The organism is Paenibacillus chondroitinus NBRC 15376 (assembly GCF_004000765.1).
Lineage (GTDB): Bacteria > Bacillota > Bacilli > Paenibacillales > NBRC-103111 > Paenibacillus_E > Paenibacillus_E chondroitinus.
The window spans coordinates 91,818-107,657 of sequence record NZ_BILW01000024.1 but is presented as its reverse complement, the minus strand read 5'-3'; the positions used below and the strand labels follow the sequence as shown (position 1 = coordinate 107,657).

General features: G+C 47.9%; 18 protein-coding genes. 14 read left to right on the top strand and 4 right to left on the bottom strand.

The features are described 5' to 3' along the window. From PCH02S_RS23545 to PCH02S_RS23525, 5 genes are all read left to right on the top strand, one after another. A partial coding sequence (locus tag PCH02S_RS23545) for a vWA domain-containing protein (RefSeq protein WP_407670120.1) occupies nt 1–924 on the top strand: 924 nt, incomplete at its 5' end. A gap of 152 nt (nt 925–1,076) precedes the next feature. Continuing rightward, the gene (gene purT, locus PCH02S_RS23540; protein ID WP_127456536.1) at nt 1,077–2,255 is read left to right on the top strand and encodes a formate-dependent phosphoribosylglycinamide formyltransferase; all 1,179 of its coding nucleotides are present in this window, start codon (nt 1,077–1,079) and stop codon (nt 2,253–2,255) included. A gap of 36 nt (nt 2,256–2,291) precedes the next feature. Continuing rightward, complete coding sequence (locus PCH02S_RS23535; RefSeq protein ID WP_127456535.1) at nt 2,292–2,774, top strand: acyl-CoA thioesterase; 483 nt, start codon at nt 2,292–2,294, stop codon at nt 2,772–2,774. Nucleotides 2,775–2,940: 166 nt separating this feature from the next. After that, entirely contained in the window at nt 2,941–3,219 is a 279-nt protein-coding gene (locus tag PCH02S_RS23530) for a hypothetical protein (protein WP_127456534.1), read from the top strand. Between the two features lie 77 nt (nt 3,220–3,296). Continuing rightward, nucleotides 3,297–4,091 (top strand): TIGR00266 family protein, encoded by a 795-nt coding sequence (locus PCH02S_RS23525; protein ID WP_127456533.1) that lies wholly within the window; start codon nt 3,297–3,299, stop codon nt 4,089–4,091. A 69-nt stretch (nt 4,092–4,160) separates the two neighbouring features. Here the strand turns inward: PCH02S_RS23525 and PCH02S_RS23520 are convergent, their stop codons facing one another. Genes PCH02S_RS23520 through cysT form a run of 4 tightly spaced genes read right to left on the bottom strand, consistent with a single transcriptional unit; the run spans nt 4,161 to nt 8,015 of the window. Next, nucleotides 4,161–5,270 (bottom strand): sulfate ABC transporter substrate-binding protein, encoded by a 1,110-nt coding sequence (locus tag PCH02S_RS23520; RefSeq protein WP_127456532.1) that lies wholly within the window; start codon nt 5,268–5,270, stop codon nt 4,161–4,163. A 36-nt stretch (nt 5,271–5,306) separates the two neighbouring features. Further along, entirely contained in the window at nt 5,307–6,392 is a 1,086-nt protein-coding gene (locus PCH02S_RS23515; protein WP_127456531.1) for an ABC transporter ATP-binding protein, read from the bottom strand. Between the two features lie 13 nt (nt 6,393–6,405). After that, nucleotides 6,406–7,212, bottom strand: coding sequence for a sulfate ABC transporter permease subunit (locus PCH02S_RS23510; protein WP_127456530.1), 807 nt, complete (start codon nt 7,210–7,212; stop codon nt 6,406–6,408). Continuing rightward, complete coding sequence (gene cysT / locus PCH02S_RS23505; protein ID WP_246069225.1) at nt 7,209–8,015, bottom strand: sulfate ABC transporter permease subunit CysT; 807 nt, start codon at nt 8,013–8,015, stop codon at nt 7,209–7,211. Before cysT ends, PCH02S_RS23510 begins: the two co-directional genes overlap by 4 nt. Before the next feature lie 416 nt (nt 8,016–8,431). Here cysT and PCH02S_RS23500 point away from each other — a divergent pair, with 416 nt between their 5' ends. From PCH02S_RS23500 to PCH02S_RS23460, 9 genes are all read left to right on the top strand, one after another. Next, nucleotides 8,432–9,223 carry an ABC transporter permease subunit gene (locus PCH02S_RS23500; protein ID WP_127456528.1) on the top strand — a complete coding sequence of 264 codons (792 nt, stop codon included), beginning with the start codon at nt 8,432–8,434 and terminating at the stop codon, nt 9,221–9,223. Between the two features lie 15 nt (nt 9,224–9,238). Beyond that, a complete protein-coding gene (locus PCH02S_RS23495; RefSeq protein WP_127456527.1) occupies nt 9,239–10,006 on the top strand; it encodes an ATP-binding cassette domain-containing protein in 768 nt (255 codons plus the stop codon). 38 nt (nt 10,007–10,044) lie between these two features. Then, nucleotides 10,045–11,655 carry an FAD-dependent oxidoreductase gene (locus tag PCH02S_RS23490; protein WP_127456526.1) on the top strand — a complete coding sequence of 537 codons (1,611 nt, stop codon included), beginning with the start codon at nt 10,045–10,047 and terminating at the stop codon, nt 11,653–11,655. Next, on the top strand, nt 11,655–11,993 hold the full coding sequence (locus PCH02S_RS23485; protein ID WP_127456525.1) for a 4Fe-4S dicluster domain-containing protein: 339 nt from the start codon (nt 11,655–11,657) through the stop codon (nt 11,991–11,993). The genes PCH02S_RS23490 and PCH02S_RS23485 overlap by 1 nt, the downstream gene beginning before the upstream one ends. A gap of 45 nt (nt 11,994–12,038) precedes the next feature. Beyond that, a complete protein-coding gene (locus PCH02S_RS23480; protein WP_127456524.1) occupies nt 12,039–13,058 on the top strand; it encodes an ABC transporter substrate-binding protein in 1,020 nt (339 codons plus the stop codon). Between the two features lie 11 nt (nt 13,059–13,069). Continuing rightward, nucleotides 13,070–13,489 carry a DUF4395 domain-containing protein gene (locus PCH02S_RS23475; RefSeq protein WP_127456523.1) on the top strand — a complete coding sequence of 140 codons (420 nt, stop codon included), beginning with the start codon at nt 13,070–13,072 and terminating at the stop codon, nt 13,487–13,489. 183 nt (nt 13,490–13,672) lie between these two features. Next, nucleotides 13,673–14,503, top strand: coding sequence for an alpha/beta hydrolase family protein (locus PCH02S_RS23470; RefSeq protein WP_127456522.1), 831 nt, complete (start codon nt 13,673–13,675; stop codon nt 14,501–14,503). Nucleotides 14,504–14,526: 23 nt separating this feature from the next. Beyond that, complete coding sequence (locus PCH02S_RS23465) at nt 14,527–14,736, top strand: YezD family protein (RefSeq protein ID WP_127456521.1); 210 nt, start codon at nt 14,527–14,529, stop codon at nt 14,734–14,736. 117 nt (nt 14,737–14,853) lie between these two features. Continuing rightward, nucleotides 14,854–15,810, top strand: coding sequence for an alpha/beta fold hydrolase (locus PCH02S_RS23460; RefSeq protein ID WP_127456520.1), 957 nt, complete (start codon nt 14,854–14,856; stop codon nt 15,808–15,810). The last annotated feature ends 30 nt before the right edge of the window (nt 15,811–15,840 follow it).

The window sequence follows — 15,840 nt, the reverse complement described above, 5'->3', positions numbered from 1 at the left end:
GCCGCCTCCGGCGAGCGGCGCGAGCAGGCTGCCGTGCCCGCTGCCACGGGGCACGGAGAGGGGGCAGTCGCCGCGTTCGCGACGGCGACTTGGCTGGCGACTGAGCGGCCAACTGCTGCGCAGGAGGCCGCCTTCAGGCGCCTGAGCGAGCGCGCTGCGCCGCTCGCGAAGCCCTTGCAGCGTGCGATTCGGCGCACGCTGGAGCAGAAGCGGATCGCCCCGCGCGGCGATCGGCTGTTCGGGCGGCTCGATAAGCGGCTGACGCGAGCCTTCACGCAAGAGATGCCGCGCCTCTTCTATAAGAAGCGCGCACCGATCCCGCAGCTCGACGCCGCATTCGCGCTGCTCGTCGACTGCTCCGCGTCCATGTATGACAAAATGGACGAAACCAAACTGGGACTCGTGTTATTTCACGAGACCCTTCAGTCCTTGCGAATCCCCCACGAAATCGTGGGATTCTGGGAGGACGCGGACCGCGTGACGGAGCACGAAGCGCCCAACCTGTTCCAGGTTGCCGTGGACTTCGGCTCCTCGCTCGTTCCTGGAAGCGGCGCGGCTCTCATGCAGCTCGAGCCGCAGCAGGACAATCGCGACGGCTTCGCGATCCGCTGCATGACAGAGCGCTTGCTGCGGCGTGCTGAGCGGCAGCGCATCCTCTTGGTATTCTCGGATGGGGAGCCGTCCGCAGCGAATTATAACGACGTAGGCATTCTGGATACCTACGAGGCTGTAATGAGAGCACGCAGACTGGGGATCGAAGTCATCTCCATCTTTTTAGCGAGTGGTGGAACCGTCCATGAAACCGAACGTGCCGCCATGCGCAACATGTATGGGCGGAGCAGTATAGTTGTCCCGCGTGTGGAGGAATTAACCGAGCAGCTCGTGCCGATTTTACGCAAACTTTTGCTGAAATCTATCTTTTAATGTCGAAATCCTTTACAATAGATCAGGGTATTTGCTTGGGATAGCTGGCGAATTACCCTGTTTATGCCATTCTTGTTATGTTTACTTACATACATAGCCATTTGTTATAAGTTTACTTCCGTTGGGAAAAACATTAAGGGGGAAATCATTTCATGTACGGTGCACCATTATCAAACAAAGCAAAGAAAATCATGCTGCTGGGATCAGGAGAGCTCGGGAAGGAAGTTGTCATCGAAGCACAGCGCTTGGGGATTGAGACTATTGCCGTGGATCGTTACGCGCATGCTCCGGCTATGCAAGTCGCACATCGCAGCCATGTCATCAATATGTTGGACGGGGAACAGCTTAGGGCATTGATTGAGCAAGAGCGGCCGGATCTGATCGTACCTGAAATTGAAGCCATTGCTACACCTGAGCTTGTAGAACTTGAGAAAGAAGGTTACCGGGTAATCCCAACAGCAACAGCCTCTCGATTAACGATGGACCGGGAAGGCATTCGCCGTCTTGCCTCCGAAACATTGGAACTGAGAACAGCCAAGTATGCTTTTGCCAACAGCCTTGAAGAACTGCATGCTGCCGTTGCAGAAATCGGGACGCCTTGCGTTATTAAGCCGATCATGAGCTCCTCGGGCAAAGGTCAAAGTGTGTGCCGCACGCCTGATAATGTGGAACAATCATGGAACATTGCCATGGAGGGCGGACGTGCCAAAAACGCTCGCGTCATTGTTGAAGAATTCATTCATTTTGAGTCTGAAATCACGTTGCTAACTGTTCGCTCTGTTTCTGGAACGACCTATTGTGAGCCCATCGGCCACATCCAAAAAGACGGGGACTACATCGAATCCTGGCAGCCGCACGCCATGACGGAGCAGCAAATTCTTGATGCGCAGCATATGGCCAAAACGATTACAGACGCACTTGGCGGCTACGGCCTTTATGGCGTTGAGCTATTTTTGACCAAAGATGGCGTGTACTTCAGTGAGGTATCGCCTCGTCCGCATGACACGGGGATGGTTACCATGGCGACACAGGATTTGAGTGAATTTGCTCTGCACGCGAGAGCGATTCTTGGATTGCCGATCACGGGCATTCGCTTATTAACGCCAGGGGCAAGCTACACGCTCAAGGCAGATCGCGAGCAAGTGGAATATACAATCAGCGGGCTAGAAGAAGCGTTGTCCGTTCCGAATACGCAAGTTCGCGTCTTTGGCAAGCCGGAGACGAAAGTCGGCCGCCGCATGGCAGTTGCGCTCAGCAGCGGGGAATCTGTTGAGGAAGCACGCAGTCTGGCCAAACAAGCCGCAGGCAAGCTTAAACTAAACTACGAATAAGAAATCATACATGATCAGCCATCAGGAGGAAACGACATGGAAGCTAAACCAGCAAGACTCTCCCGAACCGTGTTGACCGAAATTATTTTGCCTGCTGACACCAATTATCACAATACCGTGTTTGGCGGACGTGTGATGCAGTACATCGACAAAGTTGCAACGATCGCCTCCATGCGTCATTCGCGCAGGGGGGTTGTCACGGCTTCAAGCGACAGCTTGGACTTTTATGCGCCTGTTAAGCTTGGTGAAGCTATTCAATTAGAGGCGTTCGTTACGTGGACGCACCGGAGCTCCATGGAAGTGTTCGTGAAAATTGAGTCGGAAAACCTGTTGACCGGCGAAAAAAAGCGCACGGCCAATTCCTATTTAACTTTCGTCGCTCTGGATGAGTATGGCCAACCTGTTGCGGTTCCGGGCATTATCCCCGAGACGGAAGAGGAGAAACGACTTTTCGAGACGGCTGAGATGCGTTATGCCGCACGCAAGCTGCGGAAAGAGGAGCGAAATTTACAACAGTAGGCTGTAGTCTACATCGAGCAGATCCCTTACGGGGTCTGTTTTTTTATTGTAAATAACGGATCATAGTTCCGTTCAACATCTCGCTTCCTCGTCTAAAGTGGTGAATTCATGCCAAAAGGATTATTATGGAAAATATAAGTAATTCTAGACGCGAAAGGAGCTCTTCATGAAAAGAAAGATAGTTCGATCTTTGATCTTCGCCATTATTCTAGTTTTTGTGTACTATGCTTTTCAAATGCTGATGGGTGTCTATCTCACTTGGAAATACGTGCCGGACATTCTTGATTCGTATTCTGCGATTGAAGCATTCGGAAGTCATCAAGTTGCTTTTGGGGTTAAAGCTGCATCTGTTGAAGTGGTGGCTGAAATTATCATCATTATGGCGATTGGTGTCGTTACCTATTTCTCGGGGAGCTGCGTAACGAAGAAAATAAGAAACCATTGAAACCTGCCATCTCCAACAGCGTATTAGAAATAAATCGGTTTTATTTTCAACTTATACTATTCGGAGGTAATCTCACAATGAATGCACATGAAATTGATTATCGTATTTTAGGCAATGAAATGCAGTACGTAGAAATTGAGCTCGACCCGGGTGAAAGCGTTGTGGCGGAAGCTGGCAGCATGATGATGATGGATCAGAATATCCAGATGGAGACGATTTTTGGGGACGGCAGCAGCGATAATAAAGGGTTCATGGGCAAGCTTCTGGGAGCGGGCAAACGTTTATTAACCGGCGAAAGCTTGTTTATGACCGTATTCACGAACCAAAGCCGTGGCGGGAAAGAGCAAGTTAGTTTTGCAGCGCCATATCCCGGTAAAATTATTCCGATGGACTTGTCGATGCTGGGGGGACGACTCATCTGTCAAAAAGATTCTTTCCTTTGCGCAGCGAAAGGCGTTTCTGTTGGCATAGCGTTTCAGCGTAAGCTGGGGGCTGGTTTCTTCGGTGGCGAAGGCTTTATTATGCAGAAAATTGAAGGTGATGGCTTGGCCTTCGTACATGCCGGCGGTTCGATTTGCGAGCGTGTGCTTCGTCCAGGTGAAGTCATTCGCGTAGATACGGGCTGTTTGGTTGCCATGACGCAAGATGTGGATTACGACATCGAGATGGTGAAGGGCGTGAAAACAGCGTTATTTGGCGGTGAAGGTTTATTCTTCGCAACGCTTCGCGGTCCTGGGCGTGTATGGATTCAATCCTTGCCATTCAGCAGGCTGGCAGATCGGATGGCAGCGGCATCAAGACCAGGAGGCAGGAAAGAAGAGGGAAGTATCTTAGGCGGTTTAGGTAATTTATTGGATGGGGACGGAAGATAAGTTCATTCGTCCGCACAAAGAAGCCCGGCAGCGAATCTGACATTCGCTCCGGGCTTTTTTGTAACTGTTTTACTTGGCTCCGCCTTCTGCGAGGATTGTTTCCCAGATTGCGCCTTTACCATACAACTCTTTGTTGACTTTATCCCAACCGCCAAGATATTCGATGTTGAATACGCCGGCAGGTGTTGTGTAGTTTTTCTCATACTGCTTAGCAACTTCTGGAAGTACGGAGCGGAAGCCTTTATCTGCAAATACTTTTTGAGCATCAGGGCTCCATAGGTATTCGAGGAATGCCTGAACCGCTTCGCGATTACCATGTTTATCTACGTTTTTATCAATGAGTGCAACCGGGTTTTCAATCGTCGTTGTGTATTGCGGGATTACTTCTACATATTTTTTGCCGGATTGAATCCGGGAAATGAGCTCATTTTCATAAGTGACGATGGCATCGCCTACGCCTTTGTCGAAGGTCGCAAGGGAATCTGCGCCGCTTTTATCAAGCACTTTGATGTTTTTGTAGACTTTGGCCAAATAATCCTTGGCGAACGCAGGATCTTTTTTGCCAGCCGCTTCGGAAGTTTTCAATCCAGCCCCATAAATGGCGTTAATGTCCCATTTGGCTCCGCCGGACGTGCTTGGATTCGGGATCAACACTTCCACGCCTGGTTTTGTTAAGTCAGTCCAGTCTTTGATGCCTTTAGGATTGCCTTCACGAACTCCGATTGCCGCGATAGAAGCTGTAATGTTGCCTTTATAAGGGTTGTTTTTCCAATCGTGCGTGATCAAGCCTTTTTCGACAATTTTTTGGATGTCTCCTTCAAGGGAAAGAGGGGCGATGTCCGCTTCAAAACCTTGGATGATTGCGGTAGCTTGCGAACCGGATGCCACATAGGATTCTTGGAATTCTACGGTTTGGCCGGTTTTCTTTTTCCACTCTTCTTTGAACTTAGGCAAAATGACGTCAAAAGAATCTTTAAGAATGGAATAAGCGCCAATCGTGATGGTTACTTTTTCAGCTTTTGGTGCTGAGCTTGCCGCTGTTGTAGCTGCAGCTGTTGCCGCGGCCGATGGAGCAGGTGTGCTTGCCGATTTTGTACTACCTGTACCGCATGCCGTAAGCGCGATACTTGCAGTGAATAACGCAGCAGTAACAAGACCTAGTGATTTGAATTTTTTCATGGTTTACAACTCCCCTTCATGTGTAAGCTTATTTTTTTATATAAAAACAGGCAGCGGATCTTGTTTAGCCTGATTTTCAATGACGATATTCTCGGTTTTGGTGAAGACGGAAATTTGATGGATCAAAATATTCACGTCATCGCCTGGTTGATAAATTTTTTCTTTTACGGATTGATAAGCGAATAGCTTAATGGCGCCTGTATCGATTTCTAGATACCAGGAATCCCCGCGGAAGTGGACATGCGTCACTTTCCCTTTCTCTCCAGCTGTCGCCAGATGGCTTACGTCATGCGGGCGAACCTCAATAGCTTCCGGTCGAATCAAAACGTTCACATCGGGCAGCCATTTGCCGTCCTGCTGGATCTCATCTAAGTAAGGGAACCCGACTAGAGGCGTGTATTGTGAGATCACATTAGATTCACCGATGAATGACGCCACGAATGAGGATGCCGGCTTCGTATAAATCTCCCAAGGACTGCCTTGCTGCTCGATTTTCCCGCCTTGGACGAGAATGATTTCATCAGCAACTTCGATGGCTTCATCTTGGTCATGAGTAACGAAAAGGGTCGTGACTTTAAATTCATCGATCAGGTTACGCAGCCAGAGGCGCAGTTCTTTACGAATTTTGGCGTCGATGGCGGCAAAAGGTTCATCCAGCAGCAGCAGTTGAGGTTCTGGAGCCAATGCTCTGGCAAAGGCAACCCGTTGGCGCTGTCCACCGGAAAGCTGGTGAGGGTATTTGCGCTCATTGCCGGCAAGCCCCATTAAATTCAGCAGATAGGTCACTCGGTCATGAATGAATTCCTTCGGCTTTTTGAGAACTTTGAGGCCGTAAGCGACATTGTCAAACACGGTCATATGTTTAAAAAGGGCATAGCTTTGAAAAACGAAGCCAATTCCTCTTTCTTGAACAGGCAGATGTGTAGCAAGCTTCCCGTCGAAATAAATGTCGCCTGTCGTCGGGCTCTCGAGTCCGGACAACATGCGCAGAATGGACGTTTTACCGCCGCCGCTGGGGCCGATCAAACCAACGAGATGCCCTTTCGTGATGCTGAAATTAACATCTTTAATGGCATGAAAGGATCCGAAATTTTTATTTAAATTTTTAACTTCGATATGCATACAGGGTTCCTCCTTAATGACTGCTTACTTTTTCGCTTCTTCTTTTTAACCACTCAAGTGTTAACAAAATAGTAATCGAGATGAGTCCCAGCACAAATGCGACACTGTTCGCTGCAACAAGCTGGAACTGCTCGGCATCCTGATACACGAGTGTGGTAGCTGTCTGCGTTTGGTTGATGATATTGCCTGAGACAACTAAGATAGAGCCGAATTCACCAAGCGATCTTGCGATGGTTAAAATGAGACCGTAAACGACACCCCACCGAATACCTGGCCATGTGATTTGAAAGAAGGTCCGCCATGGACCAGCGCCAAGCGTAGCTGAAGCTTCTTCGGATTGGGTACCGATTTCTTCAAGCAAGGGAACGACTTCACGAACCATAAGAGGAAATGTAATGAACATCGTAGCAAGAATCATACCGGGAATGGCATAAACAATTTTCATATTATGATCTTCAAAGAATGCGCCAAGGGCCGTATTTGGCCCGAAAATCAAGATGACCATTAAACCGACGATAACCGGTGATACGGCAAAAGGTAAATCAATCAGCGCATTGATGACTGGTTTCAACCAGCGGGAGATCCAGGAACCTCTAACGATTTCTAGAGAAACGTAAACACCAACAATTGTATTAAGAAGAGTAACGATAAGGACGATGATAAAAGAGATTTTCAAAGCGTGCAGTGCTTCAGGTCTTACAAGTGCGTTGATAAAGGCTTGTGGACCTTCTTCAAAAGCGCCAAAGGTAATGCCCAGGAACGGCAGCATAATCAATAGAAAAATGACAAGAAACGAAATGCTGATTAAAATTTTTCTCATGCCAGGCGCCCCTTTCCGCGTGTCAATACATTGATGATCCAAAGAATGAGGAGCGACAATGTAAGGAGCACAAGAGAAATAGCGGCTGCGCCTTCGGGGTTATAGTTCTGCGTCTCACCGTATATATAGACCGAAGCTACCATCGTTTTCCCCGGCAAATTTCCGGAAATCAGTGAAATGGCGCCAAACTCGGCTAGTGATCGAGAAAAGGCAAGCATGCTGCCGGCAAGAATACCCGGAACAATAGCTGGAAAAACAATTCGGCAGAAGGTGTAGAACCTGCTGGCGCCGAGTGTGAAGCTGGCTTGTTCCTCAGCGGGATCAATTTGCTCTAGCAAAGGCTGGACGGTTCGAATGACAAATGGGAAGGTAACGAAGACCAAGCCAATCACAATAGCTGTCTGATTGTAGAGCAGCTTAATGCCGGCGTGATCAAGCCAGACGCCCAGCGGACTAGAGGGTCCAAGCAAAGTTAGGAACATGAGACCAGCCACTGACGTTGGCAATGAGAAGGGAAGGTCGACCATACTGTTCAGAATGCTCTTGCCTCGGAATGTATATCTTACAAGAACATAAGCAATGATGGTGCCTACTATGGCTTGAATAACTGTTGATACAATACTGAGTTTGACTGTTAGTAGAATGGACTTCCAGGCTAGTGGTCCTGTTACTTCTTGCCAAAAGGGCTCCCAACCTAAGGAAAAACCTTTGAAATAGATGGAGCCAATCGGGATGAGCAGTAGCACAATCAGATAGCCAATAAGCACAGATCGAACCGTAGCTTTAAACACCTTGTTAATCACATTACACCACCCATTAATATTAATCATAGTGCTTTACTCGGAATATTTAAATTGACTATAACAGCGTGTGGTCGAATTTGTCAATATACCTATTTCCGATATTTATGGATTTATTCAAAAAAAATTATAAATGACACAAAAGTACAAGGATCTAAGTTTGACATTAGATGAAAGGATACGGGAAGGGGGTCATCAGGTGGACTAGCCTCTGAAAAAAGCATTGACGAAGCAAATAGGCGATGGTAACATAGGCATCAATCAATATCCGAGTAAAACAATATGATTTATTAGTTATCGGAAAAAGTCGACCAGATGACTGGAGACTCCCGTCCTTGCTTCGTATTTTACAAGCAGGATTAGGGAGTCTTTTTGTTTTCAAACGCCTTTTCACTTTATGAAAAGAAAGAGGGATTCACATGCTAGCGAATCGAACAACACCACTTGCCCAAACCAAGGTTTGGCAGCCCTGGGTCATACCGATACTCATCTTGCTGCTGTGGCAGGTGCTCGGCTTAACAGGATGGTTATCAGAACGGATTCTGCCGACACCTTGGGAAGTCGTGAAAGCCTTGTACGGTGTAATTAAGGACGGCACTATTTTTGAATATGTAGCGGTCAGCACGAAGCGGGCGTTTCTGGGCTTTCTGATTGGCGGCAGCATTGCTTTTGTCATTGGATTGCTTAACGGAATATTTCCTATCGCGGAAAGATATATTGATTCTTCGGTACAAATGGTTCGAACGATCCCGCATCTTGCGATGATCCCGCTAGTCATAATGTGGTTTGGCATTGGCGAGACTTCCAAATTATTTCTCGTTTCTCTCGGTGTTGCTTTTCCCATCTACTTGAATACCTTCCATGGCATCCGCTCCGTTGATCCGGGTTTAATCGAAATGGGGAAAGTGTATGGGCTCAGGGGGTTCTCACTATTTACGAAGGTGATTTTACCCGGAGCGCTGGCGAACATCCTCCTCGGTATCCGCTTCTCCTTGGGGATTATGTGGTTAAGCCTGATCGTTGCTGAAACAATAGCGGCTGATTCCGGGATCGGGTATATGGCTACACACGCCAGAGAGTTTATGCAGATGGATGTCGTGGTGTTATGTGTGATTTTATACGCCGTATTAGGGAAGCTTTCGGATTTGATTGCCAAGTTTTTCGAAAATCGTTGGTTGAAATGGCATCACAATTATATTCGCAAAGCTTAGAAGGAGGGGATTCTTATGAGTAAGGTTGGCGGTACTCAGCTTCATATTCGTAACGTGAACAAATCTTTTGGCGCAACACGAGTGCTCTCAGGTATCGATTTAAACATTAAACCAGGAGAGTTTGTTGCGATTGTGGGCCGTAGCGGATGCGGAAAAAGCACGCTGCTTCGCCTTATTGCAGGCTTGGATGAATCGACGAGCGGAGCCATTCTGCTGGATGCTCAAGGCATTCAAGGCGTGCACCAAGATACGCGTGTACTTTTTCAAGAACATCGGCTTCTTCCTTGGAAAAAGAATATCGATAATGTTCGGATTGGCATTAAATCCGGCGACAAGGAAATTGCTTTTAAAGCGCTGCAGCAAGTTGGCTTAGAACATAAGAAGGATGACTGGCCGGCTGTGCTGTCTGGGGGTCAGCGGCAAAGAGTGGCGCTTGCGAGGGCGCTTGCCGGTAATCCTAGGCTGCTGCTATTGGATGAGCCGCTAGGCGCTTTGGATGCGTTAACCCGCATCGAGATGCAGCAGCTCATTGAGCAGCTCTGGCTGGAGAAGCAATTCACCGTCTTGCTTGTCACACACGATGTAAGTGAAGCTGTTGCGTTGGCGGACAGAGTCATTGTGATTGAAGACGGGAAGATTGGGCTGGATTTGAAAATATCGCTTGCCAGACCTAGAGAGCATGATAGCGGTTTTGCCTATTTCGAGAAAGTTATTTTGGATCGATTGCTTGTGAAACAACCGTATGAGACAGCGAAAACAGCTGCAGAAGCTTTTTCCATATAGGGAATTTGAGAATGAGGAAATAAGGGAGGGCTTATAAGATGGCTCAATATGATTTGCAATTACAGGCGGATGTACTCATTATCGGTGGCGGGCCTTCCGGAGCATGGGCGGCAATTACAGCTGCCAAAGAAGGCGCAAAGGTCATCCTTGTCGATAAAGGTTATTGCGGAACGAGCGGTGCAACAGCTCCGTCGGGAACAGGGTTGTGGTATGTCAATCCAACAGCCGAAGAGCGTGAAGCCGCAATGAAGAGCAGAGAGGCGCTGGGCGGCTATCTTGCGGATCGCGGCTGGATGAAGAGGGTATTAGACCAAACATACAGCAATACGAATCAAATTGCAGCTTGGGGATACCCCTTCCCGCTGGACGAAGCAGGTACTTCACATCGGAAAAGCCTGCAAGGACCAGAGTATATGCGTTTAATGCGCAGACAGGTGCAGAAAGCGGGTGTCCGCATTCTCGACCATAGCCCAGCGCTGGAGCTGCTGGCAGATGAACATGGTGTGGCAGGAGCGAAGGGAGTAAACAATCAAACCAAAGACACATGGCGCGTTGACGCTGCATCGGTCGTTATTGCAACGGGAGGCTGCGCGTTCCTGAGTAAAGCGCTGGGCACGAATGTATTAACCGGCGACGGATACTTGCTTGCCGCAGAAGCAGGAGCCAGCCTTTCCGGCATGGAGTTCTCCACGGCGTACTCGTTAGCCCCGGCATTTTCTCCGGTAACCAAATCAGCTTTCTACACTTGGGCAACGTTTTACTATGAAGATGGCACCGTAATTGAAGGGGCCGGTTCGCAGAGAGGGCGTTCGGTCATTGCCAAAACGCTGTTGACACAACCCGTTTTTGCCCGAATCGATAAAGCGGATGACATTGTCAAGAAGGCGATGCGGCAAGCTCAGCCCAATTTCTTTTTGTCCTTCGATCGCTTGGGCATCGATCCGTTTACACAGAAGTTTCCAGTGACGCTGAGATTTGAAGGGACTGTTCGTGGAACCGGCGGCATTCATATTGTCGATGAAACGTGCGCGACGGAAGTGCCGGGCCTTTATGCGGCGGGAGATGCCGCGACGAGAGAGCTGATTTGCGGCGGATTTACCGGCGGTGGCAGTCACAATGCGGCATGGGCGATGTCTTCGGGCTATTTCTCGGGTGAAGCTGCAGCGAAATATGCGCTTACACTAGGCGTAGGTGCTGCGGATCGCAAGGCCAAAGGTTTGTCAGAAGCAAGCGGCGTTCCCAAAGTCGCAACGACGAGAGCCGGGGCAATTGACACGCAAGAAATTATCAAAGCGGTTCAAGCTGAGGTATTCCCATATGACCGTAACTGGTTCCGCACAGGGGAAGGTTTGCAGAGCTCTTTGGGGCGCTTGGATAACCTGTGGAATGAATTGAAACAAGGAATTCAAGCAAGTGACGGCAATATCGTTCGGGTTCGCGAAGCGGCGGCCATGACGGCCACAGCAAGATGGATGTATACCAGCGGACTGGAACGCAAAGAAACCCGAGGTATGCATCGCCGGGAAGATTTCCCGCGTATCGATGAAAATCAAAAATACCGCATTAAAAGCGGCGGTTTGGATAAAACATGGGCGAAGCCATTAGTGGATCAAGCCCAGTCAAGGGTGATTAAGGAGGCTGTTGTCTAATGATAGAACTATTAAGTAAAGATCGCTGCATAAGCTGCAACCAGTGCGTTTCCGTATGCCCAACGAATGTGTTTGAGGCGGTTCAGGGAGAGATTCCTGTCATTGCCAGACAATCGGATTGCCAGAGCTGCTTTATGTGCGAATTATATTGCCCGACTGACGCCTTATATGTATCTCCGGTAGCAGAAGAGAAGACAAAGGTCGATGAGAGCGAATTAGTTCAAGATGGCTTATTGGGCAGCTACAAACAGAACGTGGGCTGGGGCAAAGGCAGAGTTTCTACCGCCTCTTCCGACGGTTCCTATATCATTTTCCAACGTATGCATGCATCGCATTAATCGGTTTATCATTTATTTCATTTACCAATCAGGGGGTCAAGACTTATGAAACAGAGCACTGTGAAGGTAATCAACCTTGCACTTATGTTAACTTTATTTACCTTTTTATTAGCGGCTTGCGGGGCTAAAACAGAGAAAACCGCGGCTCCGGCAGCCTCCAATGCGGCATCAGACGCAAAAATTTCGCTTCCTGAAACACTGCGAATCGGATTTATTTCGGCAAACAATAACAAGACGATTACCGGGCCTGAAGGCTGGGCGCAATCCAAAGGATACTTAGAAAGTGAGTTAAAGAAATACGGAGTTAAAGAGTTCAAATATTTCACCTTCCCTAACGGACCCAACTTAAACGAGGCTATCTCGGCAGGAACGCTTGACGTTGGCATCTATGGCGACACGCCGGCGATCAATGGGAAAGCGGCAGGTCTGAAGACACGGTTAATCAACGTCACGCAAGTGAATATGAATGCTTGGCTGGTTGCGAAAGCGGACAGTTCCAAGTCGTTGGATGATCTCAAAGGTAAAAAAGTGGCTACTTCACAAGGTTCTTATATGAGCCGTTATTTAACTAGCCTATTGAAAGAAAAGGGGCTTGATAAAGATGTGAAGATTCTGCACTTATTGCCTGCTGATGCAGAAGCTGCCTTATCTCGTGGGGATATTGCCGCCTATGCGTACCCGACTGGTTTCGGACCCTTATTGCTGAAGAAAGGGTATGTGGCGATTGACGAAGCTGCCAGTCATCCGCTTTTGCAAGGCTCCAGCCTGACCGTGGTGACGGAGGATTATCTGGCCAAAAACCCGCAATTCCCTAAGCTGTGGAATGATCTGCGCACCAGAGCGGTCAAAGAAATTCGTGAGAACAACGAAGAATATTTCAAATTTTATGCGGAAGCATCGGGTTATCCATTGGATGTTGTGAAAGCATCTTTCAAAATTGAACAATGGCCGGTAGAGGCAGCGCAACCTGATGGACTGAAACTGATTGAAGAAACGAAGAAATTTTTGGTCGATCAAGGCTTGGCGAAGAAAGATTATGCGATTAAGGATTGGTTGGCGAACTAGGAGTGACGCAAATGAGAGAAGTCCCGATATCCTTCGTAAAGGCGAATCAAACAGGAATTGTTGTCTTTGTTCTACTAGCGATAACGTTTCAATGGCCTTGGTTAATTGCTGTTCTTTGGGTTATACAGGTTCTTGGATTAGCCGGAGGGGCGAAGCGGAACCTGTTCGTAACGGCCTTAAAGGGGTTTTTTCAGGGAAATCGAACAGAAACGCAAGCGCTTGAGTTGACCAGGTTTAACAATATTTTGGCTGTTCTATTTCTTTCCATATCCTCCTTGGCCTTCGCAGTGGGTTGGTCTTTGGTTGGTTATCTCTTTGCGGTAGGTTTGCTTTTGGCAGCTGGTGCAGCATTGTTCGGTTATTGTGTTGGCTGCACGATTTACTTTCAATATAAGCAATTTGTGAGCAGACAACGAATGAAACGTGGTTAATGCATGCCAAATATGGAAAGACTCTCACTTGAAGATAATTTTAGTGGGGGTCTTTTCAAATCAAACAATGTTTCCGAAAAATTGTTAAAAACAGGATTGACACCCTCGTACGCGGATGCTAATATTGGTATATAGTTAATTCATACTAATCTTATCGGAATTATACGAAAGGGAGTAAACATCATGGAGCATGCCATCACAATACAAAGCGACGACATCGAATTGTCGGCTACACTGCATTACCCAACGAATCAAACAGGAGCTGCGAAGGCTGATTGTCAGCGCTGGCCGTTGATTATCATCTGTCATGGATTCATCGGCAGCCGGATCGGGGTGGATCGGTTGTTTGTGAAAGCAGCACGTGAGTTTAGCTCGAAAGGCTATTTAGTCTTACGGTTTGATTACGGCGGCTGCGGCGACAGCACAGGGGATTATGGTGCAGGCGGTCTGGACATTCTCATTGAACAAACACGCAGAGTGATTGATTATGCATTGACAATTGATTGCGTCGATTTGAGCCGCGTGATATTGGTTGGACATAGCTTGGGTGGAGCTACAGCGGTTCTGACAGCAGCGAAAGATTCCCGTGTCAAAACGCTCGTATTATGGTCGGCAGTAGCCCATCCGCATAATGATATCGTTCGAATTGTTGGCAGAAACGAATATGAGAAATTGCCGCTTGGCGGCGCCATCGATCATCATGGCTATTCACTTACCAGCCGATTCTTTGATACATTAGCGCAGCATCAGCCGTTTGAACAACTGCGCAAATTTAATGGCGATGTACTCGTCATACATGGTACAGCGGACGAAGTTATCCCTGTTGATTATGCCCCGTTATATCAAAAGATGTTCTGGCTGCGCAATGAAGGGCAGTGCGATCTGGATCTGGTCTATCAAGCCGATCACACATATTCGACTTCTGGAGCGACCAAGGAATTATTGGAGAAAACCAGCAATTGGCTATCCTTCATTCAGAAACAGAAAAACGATTGGAATGATTGGACGATCTGATTAAGAAGCGGAGGAAAAATGAAATGGCGAAACCATTGGAGTTAGATGACATTTGGGTGGAAAGAATTAAGCAAATGTTGAATGGGTTAGAATACGGATCGGTACAAATTGTCGTACACGACGGTAAAATTGCGCAAATCGATAAAACAGAGAGAAAACGATTTGACACACCTTCGCAAGCGCAATCGCAGCTGCAAGCAGTGAAATCAGTCAAACAAACGAGTAAAGTTTAGCTATTATATGTATTTTACCGACAGCCCGCTTTCTTCGGAAAGGGGCTGTTTTCATATGCAAAGAGCAGTATACTAAAGAGAATATAAGCAATTGCAGGGTAAGGGGACTCGGATGTTATGCGCAAACAGCATTTTATTTGGCAGGATGATCAAAATGTGAATCATTATGTGTATGAATGGCTCCCTGAGGAAATGGTTACGATTAAAGGGCTTGTGCAGATTGCACACGGAATGGCCGAAACGGCAGAACGATATGAGAGACTGGCTGAGAGGTTGACGAGAAGCGGGTATGCCGTGTATGCGAACGATCATTTGGGACACGGGCGAACAGCCGGATCGCCGGATGCCGTTGGCAAGTTTGGGAAAGACAGCTTTCGGCGGATGGCGGGAAATATGGGCCAACTGACAGGGCAAATTCGGAAACGGCATCAGAAGGAGCTCCCCTTATTCGTGATGGGGCACAGCATGGGCTCCTTTTTGACCCAATATTACATGGGTACTTACCTCCCGCAACATCCCAACCAAGTACAAGGAATCATATTATCAGGCTCTAATGGCAGTGAAGGCGCTGCTCTTAACGCCGGAATTGCGTTAGCGGCTTGCGAAACAGCCATTCGGGGAGATCATCACCGGAGTTCGCTGCTAACGGGCTTGTCTTTTGGTGCGTATAATAAAAAATTTGAACCTAATCGTACGGCTTTTGACTGGTTAAGCACAGATCCAGAGGAAGTGGATAAATACGTGACGGATCCTTACTGTGGCGTCGTGTTTACTTCAGGATTTTTTAGGGATTTCTTCCGGGGACTGAAGGAAATTCATCGTTCGGCACATGTGCAGCGGATACCGAAGGAGATACCGGTCTATATTTTTTCCGGTGAAGAGGATCCTGTAGGTGGACATGGGAAAGGGGTGCGGAAGCTCATACGGATGTTTGAGAAGCACGGACTCCGGAACATCAGCAGTAAGCTTTATCCAGGCGGGCGGCATGAAATGTTGAATGAAGCGAATCGTCAGGAAGTGATGGCTGATTTGGCCGCTTGGCTGGATGGACAGGTTGGTAAAGATCATGAGTAATTGTAAATGCAGTTGGAATTAATGATTTGA

Excerpts from the sequence above, each read along its gene's own strand:
- purT (WP_127456536.1), top strand. The coding sequence starts at position 1,077 with ATGTACGGTGCACCATTATCAAACAAAGCAAAGAAAATCATGCTGCTG.
- PCH02S_RS23535 (WP_127456535.1), top strand. The coding sequence starts at position 2,292 with ATGGAAGCTAAACCAGCAAGACTCTCCCGAACCGTGTTGACCGAAATT.
- PCH02S_RS23530 (WP_127456534.1), top strand. The coding sequence starts at position 2,941 with ATGAAAAGAAAGATAGTTCGATCTTTGATCTTCGCCATTATTCTAGTT.
- PCH02S_RS23525 (WP_127456533.1), top strand. The coding sequence starts at position 3,297 with ATGAATGCACATGAAATTGATTATCGTATTTTAGGCAATGAAATGCAG.
- PCH02S_RS23520 (WP_127456532.1), bottom strand. The coding sequence starts at position 5,270 with ATGAAAAAATTCAAATCACTAGGTCTTGTTACTGCTGCGTTATTCACT.
- PCH02S_RS23515 (WP_127456531.1), bottom strand. The coding sequence starts at position 6,392 with ATGCATATCGAAGTTAAAAATTTAAATAAAAATTTCGGATCCTTTCAT.
- PCH02S_RS23510 (WP_127456530.1), bottom strand. The coding sequence starts at position 7,212 with ATGAGAAAAATTTTAATCAGCATTTCGTTTCTTGTCATTTTTCTATTG.
- PCH02S_RS23500 (WP_127456528.1), top strand. The coding sequence starts at position 8,432 with ATGCTAGCGAATCGAACAACACCACTTGCCCAAACCAAGGTTTGGCAG.
- PCH02S_RS23495 (WP_127456527.1), top strand. The coding sequence starts at position 9,239 with ATGAGTAAGGTTGGCGGTACTCAGCTTCATATTCGTAACGTGAACAAA.
- PCH02S_RS23490 (WP_127456526.1), top strand. The coding sequence starts at position 10,045 with ATGGCTCAATATGATTTGCAATTACAGGCGGATGTACTCATTATCGGT.
- PCH02S_RS23485 (WP_127456525.1), top strand. The coding sequence starts at position 11,655 with ATGATAGAACTATTAAGTAAAGATCGCTGCATAAGCTGCAACCAGTGC.
- PCH02S_RS23480 (WP_127456524.1), top strand. The coding sequence starts at position 12,039 with ATGAAACAGAGCACTGTGAAGGTAATCAACCTTGCACTTATGTTAACT.
- PCH02S_RS23475 (WP_127456523.1), top strand. The coding sequence starts at position 13,070 with ATGAGAGAAGTCCCGATATCCTTCGTAAAGGCGAATCAAACAGGAATT.
- PCH02S_RS23470 (WP_127456522.1), top strand. The coding sequence starts at position 13,673 with ATGGAGCATGCCATCACAATACAAAGCGACGACATCGAATTGTCGGCT.
- PCH02S_RS23465 (WP_127456521.1), top strand. The coding sequence starts at position 14,527 with ATGGCGAAACCATTGGAGTTAGATGACATTTGGGTGGAAAGAATTAAG.
- PCH02S_RS23460 (WP_127456520.1), top strand. The coding sequence starts at position 14,854 with ATGCGCAAACAGCATTTTATTTGGCAGGATGATCAAAATGTGAATCAT.